12 protein-coding genes are annotated in these 16918 nt (G+C 66.1%); 6 read left to right on the plus strand and 6 right to left on the minus strand.

Annotated features, from left to right (window positions below):
* Nucleotides 1-15: 15 nt before the first annotated feature.
* From HUT07_RS10955 to HUT07_RS10965, 3 genes are read right to left on the minus strand one after another with little or no spacing between them, the layout of a single operon-like run.
* The gene (locus HUT07_RS10955; protein WP_176020979.1) at nucleotides 16-3108 is read right to left on the minus strand and encodes an efflux RND transporter permease subunit; all 3093 of its coding nucleotides are present in this window, start codon (nucleotides 3106-3108) and stop codon (nucleotides 16-18) included.
* Nucleotides 3105-6566, minus strand: a complete 3462-nt coding sequence (locus HUT07_RS10960) for an efflux RND transporter permease subunit (RefSeq protein ID WP_176022532.1) — start codon at nucleotides 6564-6566, stop codon at nucleotides 3105-3107. The genes HUT07_RS10955 and HUT07_RS10960 overlap by 4 nt, the downstream gene beginning before the upstream one ends.
* Nucleotides 6567-6622: 56 nt before the next feature.
* Nucleotides 6623-7774 carry an efflux RND transporter periplasmic adaptor subunit gene (locus HUT07_RS10965; protein WP_176020980.1) on the minus strand — a complete coding sequence of 384 codons (1152 nt, stop codon included), beginning with the start codon at nucleotides 7772-7774 and terminating at the stop codon, nucleotides 6623-6625.
* 205 nt (nucleotides 7775-7979) lie between these two features.
* Between HUT07_RS10965 and HUT07_RS10970 the strand changes: the two genes are divergently transcribed.
* On the plus strand, nucleotides 7980-8375 hold the full coding sequence (locus HUT07_RS10970; RefSeq protein ID WP_176020981.1) for a c-type cytochrome: 396 nt from the start codon (nucleotides 7980-7982) through the stop codon (nucleotides 8373-8375).
* A 9-nt stretch (nucleotides 8376-8384) separates the two neighbouring features.
* Nucleotides 8385-8846 (plus strand): cytochrome c, encoded by a 462-nt coding sequence (locus tag HUT07_RS10975; RefSeq protein ID WP_176020982.1) that lies wholly within the window; start codon nucleotides 8385-8387, stop codon nucleotides 8844-8846.
* 239 nt (nucleotides 8847-9085) lie between these two features.
* Here the strand turns inward: HUT07_RS10975 and HUT07_RS10980 are convergent, their stop codons facing one another.
* Both HUT07_RS10980 and HUT07_RS10985 read right to left on the minus strand, forming a co-directional pair.
* Nucleotides 9086-10966 (minus strand): ATP-binding cassette domain-containing protein, encoded by a 1881-nt coding sequence (locus tag HUT07_RS10980; protein WP_176020983.1) that lies wholly within the window; start codon nucleotides 10964-10966, stop codon nucleotides 9086-9088.
* Between the two features lie 328 nt (nucleotides 10967-11294).
* Entirely contained in the window at nucleotides 11295-12170 is an 876-nt protein-coding gene (locus tag HUT07_RS10985; protein WP_176020984.1) for a LysR family transcriptional regulator, read from the minus strand.
* Nucleotides 12171-12273: 103 nt separating this feature from the next.
* Here HUT07_RS10985 and HUT07_RS10990 point away from each other — a divergent pair, with 103 nt between their 5' ends.
* The 4 genes from HUT07_RS10990 to dbpA all read left to right on the plus strand — a co-directional run bounded on the left by HUT07_RS10990 (nucleotide 12274) and on the right by dbpA (nucleotide 15796).
* A complete protein-coding gene (locus HUT07_RS10990) occupies nucleotides 12274-13353 on the plus strand; it encodes a YeiH family protein (RefSeq protein WP_176020985.1) in 1080 nt (359 codons plus the stop codon).
* 75 nt (nucleotides 13354-13428) lie between these two features.
* On the plus strand, nucleotides 13429-13971 hold the full coding sequence (locus HUT07_RS10995; protein ID WP_176020986.1) for a CbrC family protein: 543 nt from the start codon (nucleotides 13429-13431) through the stop codon (nucleotides 13969-13971).
* Between the two features lie 43 nt (nucleotides 13972-14014).
* On the plus strand, nucleotides 14015-14287 hold the full coding sequence (locus tag HUT07_RS11000) for a hypothetical protein (protein WP_176020987.1): 273 nt from the start codon (nucleotides 14015-14017) through the stop codon (nucleotides 14285-14287).
* A gap of 132 nt (nucleotides 14288-14419) precedes the next feature.
* Entirely contained in the window at nucleotides 14420-15796 is a 1377-nt protein-coding gene (gene dbpA / locus HUT07_RS11005; RefSeq protein ID WP_176020988.1) for an ATP-dependent RNA helicase DbpA, read from the plus strand.
* A gap of 154 nt (nucleotides 15797-15950) precedes the next feature.
* Here dbpA and HUT07_RS11010 read toward each other — a convergent pair whose 3' ends face one another.
* The gene (locus HUT07_RS11010) at nucleotides 15951-16487 is read right to left on the minus strand and encodes an adenine phosphoribosyltransferase (RefSeq protein WP_176020989.1); all 537 of its coding nucleotides are present in this window, start codon (nucleotides 16485-16487) and stop codon (nucleotides 15951-15953) included.
* Nucleotides 16488-16918: the final 431 nt, after the last annotated feature.

Below are 16918 nucleotides of genomic sequence, written 5' to 3' on the forward strand. Positions count from 1 at the left end.
GAGCATGGCGCGGCTCTACAGAAGCTCCTGCCCCACCGCCGCAGTCACATCGCGGCCACGAGCGCGCTGGATCAGCCGCACCACGGCGTTGCGCAGGTCATCGAGCACCGCGTAGATCGTCGGCAGAAACAGCAGGCTGACCACGGTCGAGAACGCCAGGCCACCGGCAATCGCGCGTGCCATCGGCGAGTACTCCGGCCCGTTGCCGAACATCTGCGTATCGGTCAGCGAGATCGGCACCATCGCCAGGATTGCCGTGCCCATGGTCATCATGATCGGGCGCAGGCGTTCGCGTGAGCCCTCCACCAGCGCCTGGGTACGCCCCATCCCGCCCCGGCGCAGATTGTTGATGTGCTCGATCATCACGATGCCGTTGTTCACCACCACGCCCATCAGCACCAGGATGCCGATGAAGGACATGATTCCGAACGAGGTGCCAGTGATCCAGAACAGCCAGAACACGCCGAAGATCGAGAACAGCACGCCGCTCATGATCGCCGCGGGGAACAGCAGCGATTCGAACACCGCCGCCATCACCACATAGATCATGACCAGCGCGATCAGCAGGTTGAACACCATCTGCTGCATCGCCTCGTTGTCATCGCCGTAGTCGCCGCCGTCGAAGGTGAAGCCGTAGCCGGCCGGGAAGTTCATCGGCTTGAGCACGGCTTCCATGGCCTTGCGGCCGTCCGGCGCGGTGATCTTCTCGGCCAGGTTGGCCTTGATGGTCAGCGTGGTCTGGCGGTTGGTACGGCCGATCTGGGTCGCCGATGAGCCGACATCGACGCTGACCAGGCTCAACAACGGCACACTGCGGCCATCGCCGGTACGCACGCTGAAACCTGCCAGGTCTTCGGGGCTGCTCTGTTCTGCGCCGGCAAAGCGCACCCATACCGGCACTTCGTTGTCACCCCGGCGGAACTCGCGCATCGGCGCACCACGCAGGGCCAGACCGACGAAACTGGCAACCTGCTCGGCATTGAATCCGAAGGCCGCTGCGCGCTCGCGGTCGACGTGCACTTTCAGCTCGCCGCCCTTCTCACCGTTGTCGATGCGCACATCGCGCAGTTCAGTCCGCTGTGCCAGCAGCGGCAGCACTTCCTGGCCGATCTCCTGCAGCATCGCGCTGGAGTCGCCGACCAGCTGTACCTGCACGCCCTGGTTGCCACCCCCGCCGCCGCCATCACCGCCCTGGTTGCCGACGAAGTAGTCGGTACGGGCAGACTTCGGCAGGCCCTTGCGCAGCTCTTCCTGCAGCGCCTTGATGTCCTTGGCGTACTTCTCATCCAGGGTGACCACGGTCGAACTGCCTTCCTGCTCGCTGTACCAGGAGTAGACCTGCTGCACGTGCAGGCGCTCGCGGTTCTCCTCGACCCAGGCTTCGACGCGCGCCACTTCCTCGGACATCTGCCGGTAGGTGTAGGCGCCCTTCCACATGTAGCCGATGAAGATGTCCTTGCCGCCGTCGCCACCGAACATGTCGATCTTGGTCAGCTTCATCGGCACCAGGCTGACCAGCACCACCAGCAGGATGCCCAGCAGGCTCCAGCCACGATGACGCAGCGACCAGTCCAGCAGCTGCGCGTATCGCCGCTGCAGGCGCGCGATCATCCCAGTCTGCGAGTGCACCAGCTTCGGCGTGGCCATGCGTGCGGACAGCATCGGAATGAGGCTGACCGCCACAAGCCAGGAGGCCAGCAGCGAGACCGAGATGGTGATCGCGATCTGCGCCATGAAGATGCTGATGTTGTTGGTTTCGCCGAACAGGTTCGGCACGAACACGATGCAGTGGCACAGGGTGCCGGCGCTGAGTGCGATGGCAACGTTGCGGGTGCCGATGATCGAGGCCAACCGTGGCTGGTCCGGCAGCCGCTCACGCTCCTGGTAGATGCTCTCGACCACCACCACGGCGTTGTCGACCAGCATGCCTACCGCCAGCAGCAGGCCCATCATGGTCAGGATGTTGAGCGTGACGCCGGCGAAGTACATGAAGCCGAGGGTGATGGTGAAACAGATCGGAATGGCCAGGGTCACCATCAGCGTGGACGGCCAGTGGCGCAGGAAGAAGAACAGCACCGTCACCGACAGGATCAGGCCGACGCCACCTGCCTCGGCCAGCTCAAGCAGGGAGGAGGTCACCGCCTTGCCCTGGTTGTCGATCACCTTGATCTGCACATCGCGCATCGAGTCCTGCGCACGGATCGCTTCGACCTCGGCAAGCGCGCCACGCGAGACGTCCACCAGGTTGGCGCTGCGTTCCTTGTAGATGTCCAGGCCGACGGCAGGATTGCCATCCAGGCGGCGGCCATAGCTCATCCGCGCCGGCTTCAGCCGCACGTCGGCAATGTCACCCAGGCGCAGTCCCTTGGCATTGATGACCAGATCACGCATTTCCTGCAGGTCGGTGATCTCGCCCACCGGCTGCACGCGCACGCGCTGGCCGTTGTCATCGATCTGCCCGGCCGAGATCGAGAAGTTCAGCGTGCGCAGGCGATCACTCAGCTCGTTGATGCTCAGGCCGTGCGCGTTGAGGCGGTTCGGATCGATGGCGATCTCCACCTCGTTCGGCGGCGCGCCCGTGATTTCGACCCGGGCCACGCCCGGAATCCGCTCGATACGCCGCTTGAACTCGCGGTCGAGCATGTCATAGGCGGTGGTCAGGTCGGTGGTGCTGGCCAGGCGCACCTTCAGCACCGGCTGGTCGCTGCTGGACCACTTGAACACGTTGTAGCGCTGCACATCGTCGGGCAGGTCGCTGCGGATCGCATCGATGCGCTCGCGCGCATCGGACGCGGCGATGGCGATATCACGATCCCAGTCGCTGAACTCGATGAAGATCGACGCGGCTTCGGACGTGGCCGAGGAGCGCATGCGCTTGATGCCGGTCATCGTCGCCAGCGACTCCTCCACCGGGCGGATGATGGTCCGCTCGACTTCTTCCGGGGTGGAACCGGTATACGGAATCTGCACGAACAGGAACGGCGCGGAGATGTCGGGCAGCGCTTCCAGTGGCAGCCGGAACGAGGCAATCAGCCCAACCACCACCAGCGACACGAAGCACATGATGGTGGTGACCGGACGGCGGATGGAGAACTCGGCAATGCTCATGCCGGTTCCTCCCCACCCGCACTGCTGCCCTGCGCGGCATGCAGGCCTTCACCGGCATGCTTGCGGCCACGCTCGCGGTAATAGGCATCACCACGACGGTCCATCAAGTCGTACACCACCGGGATCACCAGCAGGGTCAGCAGGGTCGACACCAGCAGGCCACCGATCACGGTGATCGCCATCGGTGCGCGCACCTCGGCGCCCTCGCCCATCGCCACCGCCAGCGGCAGGAAGCCGAACAGCGTGCACAGGGTGGTCATGATGATCGGCCGCAGGCGCGAGCGAGCACCCTCCACCAACGCCTCGTGCTTGGCCACGCCGGCCTCGCGCAGCTGGTTGACCTTGTCGATCAGGATGATCGCGTTCTTGGTGACCAGGCCGACCAGCAGGATCAAGCCGATGAATACCACCACCGAAATGGGCTTCCCGGTCAGCATCAACGCCAGGATCGCACCCACCAGCGCCAGCGGGATGGTGAACAGGATCACGAACGGATGCAGCAGCGATTCGAACTGCGACGCCATCACCAGATAGACCAGGAAGATCGCCAGGCCGAAGGCGAAGATCAGCGATTTCGCTGCCTGTGCCAGCTCCTCACCCTGGCCGCCGATGTGCAGGCCCACGCCCGCGCCCAGCGGCTGTTCGGACACCATCTGCTGTACTTCGCGCATGGCCGCGCCAAGGTCGATGTCGCGCAGGTTGGCCGAGACCACGGCAACCCGGGTCTGGTCGGCGCGATGGATCTCGCTCGGACCGGTGGTGGCGACCACGTCGGCTACCGCATCCAGAGTGACCGGACGGGTGCTGCCCGGATTGACGATCAGCCGACGGATGCTCTCCACGCTGGCGCGATCGGTTTCCTGTGCACGCACCAGCACGTCGATCTTGCGGTCACGGAAGCTGTAACGGGTGGCCACGTCGCCGCGCACCTTCTTCACCACCACGTCGGCGATCTGCCGCGTGGTCAGGCCCAGTGCACCAGCGCGCTCCTGATCGAAACGGATCTGGATTTCCGGGAAACCCTCTTCAACGGTGGATTTGACGTCGGCGTAGTGCGCGTTGCCGCGCAACAGCGCCGCCAGGCGCTGGCCCGCCACTTCCAGGGTGGCCATGTCCTGCCCGCGCAGTTCGATCTCCAGCGGCGTGGAGAAGCTGAACAAGGCTGGCCGCGCGAAGTCCACCTGCGCCCCTGGGTGCTGACCCATGGTGTCACGCAGGCGCTCGGTGATCTCCGCTTCGGTCTGCTGGTTGCCGCCACCTTCCATCACGATGGTCAGCTTGCCGATGTTCTCGCCACTCTCGGTCGGGCTGGCATCCAGGCGGGTACCGCTGCCGCTGACACCGTACAGCGATGCCACGCCCTCGCCCTTGCCGTGCGCCAACTGCAGCTCGCGCACCAGCGCATCGGTCTGCTTCAACGGCGTGCCGGCCGGCAGCTTGACCGTCATTTCGAAACGGTCCTGTGCCAGCTGCGGGATCAGGTCGGCACCGAGCATCGGCACCAGGGCCATCGTGCCGACGAACGCCAGTGCAGCCAGTCCCAGCACCTTGCCAGGATGGGCCAATGCACTCGGCAGCAGCCGCAGATAGCCACGCTCAGCACCGGCGTACGGCTTCATGGCGATGTCGCTGGCCTTGCGCATCACCGGGCCGACCACTGCAGCCACGCCGCGGCAGAGGCGCACCACCAACCACGCCAGCGCGTAGAAGCTCCAGCGCATCGTCGCCACCACACCGCGACGGCCGAGCGCGACCGGCTTCTGCCAGCGGCTCTGCGGCTGCCACGGCTCGGCCGCAGCCTCTTCCGGGAAGGCCAGTGGCGGCCGGCCCTTCAGCGAGCTCAGCATCGGAATCAGGGTCATCGACACCAGCAGCGAGATCGCGATGGCGATGGCCACGGTCAACGCCTGGTCGCGGAACAGCTGGCCGGCGATGCCGTCGACGAACACCAGCGGCAGGAACACCGCGATGGTGGTCAGGGTCGAGGCGACCACGGCCATGCTCACTTCACGGGTACCCGCAATGGCGGCCTGCAGGATGCCGAGGCCGCGTTCGCGCGCCTTGGCAATGCTTTCCAGCACCACGATCGAGTCGTCCACCACCAGGCCGGTGGCCAGCGCCAGGCCGCCCAGCGACATCACGTTCAAGCTCAGGCCGAGCTGGCCCATGAAGAAGAACGTGGCGATGATCGAGACCGGCAGCGACAGGCTGATCACGAACGTGCTCCAGCCATCACGCAGGAACAGGAAGATGATCAGGATCGCCAGCAGGCCGCCGATCACTGCGTCCTTCTTGACGTCAGCGATGGCGTGCTCGATGAAGCGCGACTGGTCTTCGATGGTGGTCAGTTCGGCATCGGCCGGGAACGTTGCTTTGATCTGCTCCAGGCGCTTGCGCAGCGCTTCGGCAGTGGCAACGGTATTGGCGTCGCCTTCCTTGTAGATCGCCAGTTCGACCGATTCCTTGCCGCCCAGGCGGATGACCGCTTCGCGTTCCTTGTAGCCCTGACGCACGGTGGCCACGTCTTTCAGGCGCACCGGCACACCGTTGGCGACCACGCTGGAGCCGCCGCCCGACGAAGCGCTCTGCGCTGCGGAAGCAGCAGCAACCGCTGCAGCCGAACCCGTCGAGGCAGCGATGTTGAACATCTGCTGCAGCGCCGAGTCGGCCGCGCTGCCGTTGGCGGACTGGGTGGTGACCAGCAGGTTGCCGATCTCTTCCAGATCGGCGAACTGGTTGACGGTACGCACCAGGAAGCGCTGTGAGCCCTCTTCCAGACGGCCGCCGGAAATGTTGATGTTCTCTTCCTTCAACCGCTTGATGACGGTGTCGATCGGCAGGTTGAGCTGGGCCAGCTTCTGCTGGTCGATGTCGACCTGGATCTCGTCTTCCAGGCCACCGCCGACCTTCACCGCCGCCACGCCGCTGACCGGCTCCAGCTTCTTCTTCAGATCCTCGTCGGCATAGCGACGCAGGCCGGTCAGCTCACGGATCGCATCGGCATCGTTGGCCGGTGCGGCCTTGGTCGTCAACACCAGGCGCATGATCGGCGCGGTGGACGGATTGAAGCGCAGCAGCACCGGGGCCTTGGCCTCCAGTGGCAGGTTCAGCGCTTCCATCTTGTCGCGCACCTCCAGGCTGGCCTGGTCCATGTTGGTGCCCCAGGCGAACTCGAGCACGACGTCGCTCTGGCCGGTGCGCGAGACCGACTTCAGCTTGCGCAGGTTCTTGACCACGCCCACGGCTTCTTCGACCGGCTGGGTGATCAGGGTTTCGATTTCAGTCGGCGCTGCACCGGTGTACTCGGTACGCACGGTCAGCGTGGGATAACTCAGGTCGGGCAGGAGGTTGACCTTGAGGTTGCCCAGCGCGATCAGGCCGAACAGCAGCAGGGTGACGGTGCACATGGCGATGGTGACGCGACGGCGGGTGGCGAACTCCACCAGGCCGCCACCCATGCCTGCGGCGGCGCCGTCGCTCCCTGGCGAGGCACCGGGGTCGTGGCTGGGCGCGGTCATTGCGTGCTCCCGGCCTTCTCTGCCGGCTTGGCCGAGGTGGCCACCGTCTTCGCCTTGGCCTTCGGATCGGCGATCACCTGCACTGCCGTGCCATCGCGCAGCGCGACCTTGCCGGCGGTGACGATCTGGTCGCCAGCGGTCAGGCCCTCGCGGATTTCCACCCACGGCCCTTCAGCGTAGCCCAGCTTGACCGGCACCCGCGCGACCTTGCCCTCGCGCACCCGGAACACCGCCGGCTCACCGTCGTCCAGCAGCGCCAGGCGCGGCACCACCAGCGCATCGGCACGCTGGTCATAGTCGATGCGGATGCGGCCGAACATGCCCGGCTGCAGCGACTGTGCGCCGCCATCGAACGCGCTGACCACGCGGAAGGTACCGCTGCCCGAATCCACCACCGGCGCGATGCGGTCCACGACACCGGTGAAGGTCTGGCCCGGCAGCGCATCGGCCGACAACGTGACCGGCTGGCCTGCGCGCAACGTCGCCAGCTCGCGCTCGGGCACGTTGAGGGTGGCTTCCAGCCGTGAGTTGTCGACGATGCGGAAGATCGGCGTGTTGATCTGCACGAAGTTGCCGGTCTTGATCGAACGCGAGGCGATCACGCCGGAAATCGGTGCGACCACGGTGGTGTACGACAGCTCCAGCGTGGCCAGGCGGTACTGCGCGCGGATGTTTTCCAGGTCGTAGCGCAGCTGGTCGACGCTGGCCGCGCTGACCAGCTGCTGGGCGACCAGCTTCTGTGCACGCTGGTAGTCGTTTTCCAGTTTGCGCATCTGCGCTTCGCTCTGCGCCACGGCCAAGCGCGCGCGGTCCGGATCAAGGCGAACCAGCGGCTGCCCGGCGTTGACCCGCTGCCCTTCCTCGACCAGCACCGCCAGCGCAACGCCCGAGGTCTTGGCCACCACCTGCGATTCGGCGCGCGGCTCCAGTGCCGCGGTTCCGGTGTAGCTGGCAGCGACTGCGCGACGGCTGGCCACCGCCACTTCCACCGGCACTGCCTCGACCTTCTTCTCGTCTTTGGTCTCGGCCGCCTTGGCCTCGTTGTTGGGCCCAGCAGCGCAACCGCTCAGCAGCAGGGAGGTGGAGAGCAGCAGCGCGGCAGCGCAGAGTCCGCTGCGGGGGCCGGGCAGGAAGGTTTGGTGCGACATCGTCAGATCCCTGGAGGATGCGTGGGCAGGTGTGGTAGCAAAGTAATGCACCACTTCACGGCAACACCATATCCCAAAGGTCATGGTGTCTTCACGCCGCCAGTCGGGGCGACCCCATTTCAGCTAGATGAAACCTGAGGCTATACTCGGGTCGTTCCGTACCCCACGCCGGAACGACCAGACCCGAATCCCCGGAAAAGACACCATGCGCCCGCAGCCGCTCGCCGCTTGTCTCGCTCTGGCCGTCCTCCTGCCCCTCGGGGCCGCCGCACAGCCCGCTCCTGCTTCTGCTCCTGCAGCACCCGCCCCGGCACCGGCCACGGCCCCCGCGCCGGCGGCTGCCACGCCCACCGGCAGTTTCGACAATGGCCGTGTGCTGGCCTATACCTGCCAGGGATGCCACGGCATCACCGGTTACAAGAACGCCTACCCCAGTTACCGGGTACCGAAGATCGGTGGCCAGACCCAGCAGTACCTGACCCAGGCCCTGACCGAGTACCGCCAGGGCAAGCGCCGGCATCCCACGATGCAGGCGCAGTCGATGAGTTTCAGCGAACAGGAGATCGCCGATCTCGCTGTTTACCTGTCCACCGTCAAGTAAGGCCCGCCCATGTCGAAAGCCGCGCATCCACTGCGTCACGCCATCGCCCTGTCCGTCGCCCTGCTGCTGGCGGCCTGCTCGCAGTCACAGGTGGAGAACAGCGAGAAATCCGCCGGCGATCCCGGCCATGCCAGCGGCGAGCACGGATCGTCGTCCTCCGCTGGCCTGCCTGCCGGGCGTGAAGGCGCCGGCGAGGCCCGCGCCAAGGTCAAGAGCAAGGCCACCAGCCAGAGCTGCATCGATTGCCACGGTGCCGACGGCAATGCGCCGATCGATCCGACCTACCCGAAGCTGGGTGGGCAATATGGCGATTACCTGGCGCATGCGCTGCAGGCCTACCGTGCTGGTGACCGCCAGCATGCGTTGATGACACCCCAGGCGAAGGACCTGAGCGATCAGGACATCGCCGATCTGGCGGCGTACTTCGGCAGCCGCACGAGCCAGCTGCGGGATCTGCACGGAGTCAAATGACCGCCGCGCCCCCGGTGGGTGCGGAATCCGCTTTGGTGGGTGCGGACCTTGGTCCGCACTGATGCAGACATCCATGTGGGAGCGGACCTTGGTCCGCACTGATGCAGACATCCATGTGGGTGCGGACCTTGGTCCGCACTGATGCAGACATCCATGTGGGTGCGGACCGTTGGTCCGCACGGATCCGGATATCCACGCATGGCGTGGATCTACCGAGCCGGGCATGACCCGGCTCTCGCTCAGCCTTCCAGCTCTTCCCAGCGCGCGTAGGCGGCATCCAGTTCGGCCTGCACCTTGGCCAGCTGTTGAGTGTGCGCGGTCACTTCGGCGCTGCTGCGGGTGTAGAACGACGGGTCGTTCATCGCCGAGGTCAGGCCTTCCACATCGCCTTCCAGCTTTTCGATGGTCTTCGGCAGCTGTTCCAGCTCGCGTGCTTCCTTGTAGGCCAGCTTGCGCTTGGGCGCCGCCGGTTCCGCGGCAGGCACCGGCGCAGCAGCCGTCGGCTTGGCCGAGGCAACCACTGCAGGCGCGGCAGCCACGCTGGCCGCGTAACGCTGCCAGTCGCTGTAGCCACCCACGTACTCACCAATCACGCCATCGCCTTCCATCACCAGGGTGGACGTCACCACGTTGTCGATGAAGTCACGGTCGTGGCTGACCAGCAGCAGGGTGCCGGTGTATTCGCCCAGCAGCTCTTCCAGCAGCTCCAGGGTTTCCACGTCCAGGTCGTTGGTCGGTTCGTCCATCACCAGCAGGTTGGACGGCTGTGCGAACAGCTTGGCCAGCAGCAGGCGGTTGCGCTCACCGCCGGACAGGCGGGTGATTGGCGCACGCGCGCGCTCGGGGGTGAACATGAAGTCCTGCAGGTACGCATGCACGTGCTTGCGCTTGCCGTTGAACTCGAGGAAATCGCGGCCTTCTGCCACGTTCTCGATCGCACTCCAGTCTTCGCGCAGCACTGCACGATACTGGTCGAAGTACGCGATCTGCAGGTTGGTGCCGGCGTTGACTTCACCCTTCTGCGGCTGCAGTTCGCCCAGCAGCAGCTTCAGCAGCGTGGTCTTGCCACTGCCGTTGGGGCCTATCAGGCCAATGCGGTCGCCACGCAGGATGGTCGTGGAGAAATCGCGGACCATCGTGCGATCGCCAAACGCGAACGAGATGTCCTTGATGTCGATGACCTTCTTGCCGGAGCTGATGCCCTGGGCGGCTTCCATCTTGACGTTGCCGCTGAGATCACGACGCGCGGAACGCTCGTTGCGCATCGCCTTCAAGCGGCGCACGCGGCCTTCGTCGCGGGTGCGGCGCGCCTTGATGCCCTGGCGGATCCACACTTCTTCCTGCGCCAGCAGCTTGTCGAACCGTGCGTTTTCCTGCGCCTGTGCATTGAGGCGCTCTTCGCGGCGGCGCTCGTAGTTGGCCCAGTCACCCGGCCAGCTGGTGACCTGGCCGCGGTCGATCTCGACGATGCGGGTGGCCAGTGCACGCAGGAAGCGACGATCGTGAGTGACGAACACCACGCTGCCACTCCAGCCCTTCAGGAAGGCTTCCAGCCAGTCGATGGCCTCGATGTCCAGATGGTTGGTCGGTTCGTCCAGCAGCAGCACGTCAGGGCTGGATACCAGCGCGCGCGCCAGCAGCACGCGGCGCTTCATGCCGCCGGACAGGCGGCCGAACTCGGCCTCGCCATCAAGGTCGAGCTTGGTCAGGGTTTCGCTGACGCGCTGGTCCAGGCCCCAGCCGTTGGCGGCGTCGATCTTGGCCTGCACGTTGCCGAGGGCTTCGCCATCGAACACCTCGGCATGGCTGAGGTGGTGGAATTCGGCCAGCCACTGGCCCAGCTCGCCCAGGCCATCGGCGACGACGTCGAACACCGAGCCGGCGGCACCGTGCGGCACTTCCTGCTCCAGGCGGGTCACGCGCACGCCCTGCTGCACGCGCACTTCGCCGTCATCGGGCTTGTGGTCGCCGGACAGCAGCTTGAGCAGAGTGGATTTGCCGGCGCCGTTGCGGCCGATCAGGGCAATACGCTCGCCCGGCTCGATCGACAGTTCGGCTTTTTCCAGCAACAGCGGGCCGCCGACGCTGAAGTCGACGTTTTGCAGAGTAATCAGAGGCATCCGACCATTGTAGCGGGTTGCGGGGCTTGGCCGGGCGGCGCCCGGCACCCGCAGAGGCAACGGCCGCAGCCAAAGCAACGTCAAAAGCTGGCTTCCTGTGGGATGGCGGGTTGGGTCCGGTTGCGGGGGACGCCGTAAACCCATCCATGGGGGCTTGGCCGCGGCATCCATGCCGCGGACACCCCCGCAACCGGACCCAACCCGCCTTCGACAGATCTCCGCTGCTGTTGGTGGGTGTCGACCTTGGCCGACACGGTAGATCCACGCCATGCGTGGATGAACGCCACAAGAACTGTCGATGGATGGAATCGACTGCGAATCTGGTGGATTACTCCACTTCGCCCAACAACGCCTGCAGGCCCGGCAGCCATTGCTTGCCGGGGTGGCGTACCAGCCATAGCGTGCGCTGCAGGGCGGGCAGCGGGGTTTCCAGAATGCGCAGGCGGCCCAGGGCCAGGGGCTCTTCCAGGGCGTGCCGGGACAGGCAGGCCAGGCCGAGGCCGGCGATGGCGGCCTGCTTGATGGCTTCGGTATTGCCCAGCTGCAGCGTCTGCGCGAAGCCGCGCAGGTGCGGCAGCAACGCCTGTTCAACAGCCTCGCGGGTGCCTGAGCCGGGTTCGCGGAGCAGCCAGCGTGCGGCGCGCAGTTCATCCAGCGACCAGTGTTGGGGCGCATCCGCCGCTGCCACGATCACCAGCGGGTCCTGCTGCCAGGCAGTGACCTGCAGCCCGCGCTCGTGGCAGGGGCCTTCGATCAGCCCTGCATCCACGTCCAATCGTTGAACGGCCGCCACCACGCCTGCGCTGTTGTCGATGCGCAGATCAACCTCCGCCTGGGGTGCCTGCCGCAGCAGTTCGGCGATACGCGGCGGCAGCAGGTAGTTGCCGATGGTGGTGCTGGCCGCCAAAACCAGCCGCAACGGTGCGCCTTGGGCCGGGTCGCCACCCGCCGCAAGCTGCCGCTCCAGATCGGCGGCATTGACCAGCAGCGCGCGCGCCGGTTCCAGCAACGCGCGGCCGTGACCGTTCAATGCCAGACGGCGGCCGATACGGTCAAACAGGGGTGTGCCGAAATGCGCCTCCAGCTCCTGCAGGGCGGCGCTGCTTGCCGACTGCGAGAGGGCGATGGCCTGGCCCGCGGCGGTGGTGCTGCCCTGGTCAGCAATGGCGACGAAGACCTGGAGTTGGCGCAAGGTCAGGCGCATGCAAATTACCGTCTCTATAGGTAGATTCTACCAATATTACTTGTTTTACAGGTCACTGGTGTGAGCGCAGGCTGGCATGGCCTCCTCAGCCCCCTCAACTGCCATGAACGCCCCCGCCCTCTCCTCCTGGTCCCTGCCCGCCCTGCGCCAGCGCTGGCAGCCGCGGCTGCCCGGCCTGCTGCTGGTCGGCCTGGTCGCGGCCGCTTCGCTGTATCTGGCCGAGCTGCCCTGGTTGCAGGCGCACGGTCTGAGCGCGCTGACCGTGGCGATCGTCGCTGGCATCCTGGTCGGCAACACGTTCTACCCACGGCTGGCCCCTGCCAGTGCGGCGGGCGTCGGATTCTCCAAGCATTGGCTGCTGCGCACGGGCATCGTGCTGTACGGCCTGCGCCTGACCTTCCAGGACATCGGCCACGTCGGCGTCGCCGGCGTACTGATGGACGTGCTGGTGGTGGCGAGCACCTTCAGCCTGGCCTGCTGGTTGGGCGTGCGGGTATTCAAGATGGAACGCGAGGCGGCCATGCTGATCGGTGCTGGCAGCGCGATCTGCGGTGCGGCTGCCGTCATGGCCGCCGAACCGGTGGTGCGCGGCCGTGCCGCCCAGGTCACGGTGGCCGTATCGACCGTGGTGGTGTTCGGCACGCTGGCGATGTTCCTGTATCCCGCGCTGTATGCGCTGGTGCAGTCGCATGGCTGGCTGGCGATGGACGCGCAGCAGTACGGCCTGTTCACCGGCGCGACCGTGCACGAGGTCGCGCAGGTGGTCGCCGCCGGACGCGCGGTGAGCGAGCCGGCCGCCGATACCGCTGTCATCACCAAGATGGTGCGGGTGATGCTGCTGGCACCGTTCCTGATCGCGCTGTCGCTTTGGCTGGCGCGTGGCGGCAAGGCAGCTGCGGACGGTGGCAAGGCCCGCATCGTGGTGCCGTGGTTCGCGTTCGGTTTCGTGGCGGTTGCCGGCCTAAACTCGCTGCACCTGCTGCCGGCCGGTCTGCAGGCAGGGCTGGTGCAGCTGGATACGGTGCTGCTGGCAATGGCAATGGCCGCGCTGGGCCTGACCACCCATGTCTCGGCCCTGCGCCAGGCCGGTCTGAAGCCGCTGCTGTTGGCGTTGATCCTGTTCGGCTGGCTGCTGTTCGGCGGCCTGGCGATTCACCAGGGTGTGCTGGCGGTACTGGGCTGATCGACCCTCCCCGCTTGCCGGGACCATCCGCAGGTCGTACAAGAGCGGACCCTGCGTTGCACTGGATGGACGGACATGAGCATCAATCACTTTCCAAACTTCCGCTACCACCCGGACCCGGTTGCGACGGGCAACGTGGGTCCGTCCACTACGGCGTGCAGCATCTGCCAGCAAGCGCGTGGATACGTGTACCTGCGCGATGCCATCCACCCAGGGCGCGAAGATTATTCGGAGCAGATCTGCCCTTGGTGCATTGCCGATGGCCGTGCCGCGTCGGCGCTGAACATCGCGTTTGCTTGCAGTCTGGACGTCGACCAGGACGTGCCCGAAACCGCGTTGGAAGAACTGTCCCAGCGCACGCCGGGCTACGTCAGTTTTCAAGGAGAGAAATGGTTGGCACATTGCCGCGATGTCTGCCGCTTCCTGGGCGACGCCACCCTGGAACAGGTGAGGCAGGCCTCGGCAGCGAGCATCGCGGCATGGTGCGCGGCCAATGATGCCGACGAAGCACTTTGGTCGGAGCTGGCCAGCGACTACGCGCCCGGTGGAGATATCGGCTTCTACACGTTCGAGTGCCTGCACTGCGGCCTGATCCAGTTCCATGTTGATGCGGCCTGAAGCACCCCTGCTCCTGTCCGGCGTGGATCGTTAGACTTGAGGCATGCCCACTTCCCCTACCCTGCTGCCGATCCCGTTGCGCCTGCTGGATGATCGCTATGGGCCCGGCAATGTCGATGAAGCCGAAGACACGCTGATCGGGATCGTGCAGGCGGTGATGGGCGAGCGGGCAAGCTGTGCGTTCCATTTCGACACGCAGCACGCCAACCCGTGGTTCCACCAGCTGCTGCTGGAACCCAGCGCCGCTGGAGTGCCCGCCACCCCGGAGCAGTTGCAGGCGATGGCAGCTCGGCTGGTGGCCCTCGGGCTGGGTTGAGGGGCCGGCCAGGGCATCCACGCGCGGCGTGGATCTACTGAATTCCATAGGCGCCGCCTCCCCGGGAGATCCACGCCATGCATGGATGAAGGTCCCGAGGCGGGCCGGGCGCGCGCACAGGTACAATGCGCCATGACTGATTTCTCGACCCTGCCACTGAGCCCGGCCCTGCAGCCCGGCCTGGATGCCCTCGGCTACACCACCCTCACGCCGATCCAGGCGCAGAGCCTGCCCGCCATCCTCGATGGCCGCGATGTCATCGCCCAAGCCCCGACCGGCAGCGGCAAGACCGCAGCCTTCGGCCTGGGCCTGCTGCAGTCCATCGACCCCAGCCTGATCCGCGTGCAGGCGCTGGTGCTGTGCCCCACCCGCGAGTTGGCCGACCAGGTGGCCAAGCAGATCCGCAAGCTGGCTACCGGCATCCCCAACCTGAAGTTGCTGCTGCTGGTCGGTGGCGTGCCGCTGGGCCCGCAGTTGGCCTCGCTGGAAGGCCACGATCCGCACGTGGTGGTCGGCACGCCTGGCCGCGTGCAGGAACTGGCGCGCAAGCGCGCACTGAATCTGGGCGCCGTGCGCACGCTGGTGCTGGACGAAGCCGACCGCATGCTCGACATGGGGTTTGAAGAACCGATCCGTGAGATCGCCGGCCGTACCCATCGCGATCGCCAGAGCCTGCTGTTCTCGGCCACCTTCCCCGACACCATCCGCGCCATGGCCCGCGACCTGCTGCGCGATGCGCTGGAAGTGACCGTGGAAGGTGCCGACCAGGCACCGGCCATCCGCCATCTGTTCTGCGAGGTTGAACCGGCGCACCGGCAGAAGGCGTTGGCTGGCCTGCTGCTGAAGTACACGCCCGAATCGGCCGTGGTGTTCTGCAACACCCGCAAGGACGTGGACGAGGTGGCCAACTCGCTGCAGCAGTTCGGCTTCTCCGCCCTCGCCCTGCATGGCGACATGGAGCAGCGCGACCGCGAGGAAGTGCTGCTGCGCCTGGCCAACCGCAGCTGCAACGTGCTGGTTGCCAGCGACGTTGCCGCACGTGGCCTGGACGTGGAAGAGCTGGCCGCGGTGATCAACTACGAGCTGCCGACCGACGTCGAGAGCTACCAGCACCGCGTGGGCCGTACCGGTCGTGCCGGCGCCAGTGGCCTGGCGATCAGCCTGGTGGCCGGCCGCGAAAAGAACCGCGCCGACGCCATCGAGGCGCAGATGGGGCAGCCGCTGGACTGGCAGAAGACGCCGCTGGCAACCTCGCGCCCGGCTGAACTGCCGCAGGCGGCGATGCGCACCCTGCGCATCGATGGCGGCAAGACCGACAAGCTGCGCGCGGGCGACATCCTTGGCGCACTCACCGGCGATGCCGGCCTGTCGGCCAAGTTCATCGGCAAGATCGCGATCTTCCCGACCCGCTCCTACGTGGCCATCGCCCGTGAGCAGGTGAACAAGGCGGTGGCGAAGCTGGAAGCCGGCAAGATCAAGGGCCGACGGTTCCGTGTGCGGATGATGTGATTGAAGGAGCGTTGCCAGCCCAGGTTGGCAACGTCGTAACCTGGTAGTGGCCAACCTTGGTTGGCCCACCCATGCGATGCCAACCCAGGTTGGCAACGACCGGTTTGCTGCGATTCCCTCGGGTAGATGCCAACCTTGGTCGGCACCTGCGGAATCAGAACACCAGTTCGGTGTGCAGCGGCAGATCCGCTTCCCAGCGGCCGCGGCCACCCAGGCCATCCAGTTCGACCAGCACGCCGGCGCCGACCACGTCCACGCCCAGGCGGCGTACCAGCGACAACGCAGCAACCAGCGTGCCGCCGGTTGCCAGCACGTCGTCGATGATCGCCACACGTGCACCTGCGGGCAGCGCGTCGGCATGCACTTCAATGCAGTCGCTGCGGTATTCCAGGGTGTATTCCTCGCGCAGCACTTTGCCCGGCAGCTTGCCCGGCTTGCGCACCGGCACGAAGCCGACGCCCAGTTCCAGTGCCATGGCGGCGCCCAGAATGAAGCCGCGCGATTCGATGCCAACCACCGCGTCCAGCTTCTGCTCGCGCCAGCGCTCGGCCATCGCTGTGATCGCACCACGGAAGTCTTCGTTGTGGGCGAGCAGCGGCATGATGTCCTTGAACAGGATGCCCGGCTTGGGGAAGTCGGCGATGTCGCGCAGGCGGGAGGCCCACTGCGGAGCGACGATGGCGTCGGTCATGGCGATTCGGTTGTCTGATGGCGGCATAGGGTACCTGTTCCGGGCGCCGGCTGCCTGTTGAGGGGTTCGGCCGGGCTGCGCCCGGCACCTGCAGAGGCCAGATCAAAAGCCAAAGCAAAAGCTGAGTTACGTGGTTTGGCGGGGTGGGTCCGGTTGCGGGGGACGCCGTAAACCCATCCCTGGGGGCTTGGCCGCGGCATCCATGCCGCGGACACCCCCGCAACCGGACCCACCCCGCCTTCGACAATTTCCCGCTGCTGTTGGTAGATCCACACTGTGCGTGGATGAATCTCCATCGAGATCGAATATTTCGGGAATTGAACGAAAAGCATCCACGCATGGCGTGGATCTACTGGCTACCGGCCAACTGTCGAAGGCGGGGCACTGTGGGTTTGCGGGGTGTGAGCCGCATGGATGCGGCGACCAAGCTT

This window comes from Stenotrophomonas sp. NA06056, assembly GCF_013364355.1.
GTDB lineage: Bacteria > Pseudomonadota > Gammaproteobacteria > Xanthomonadales > Xanthomonadaceae > Stenotrophomonas.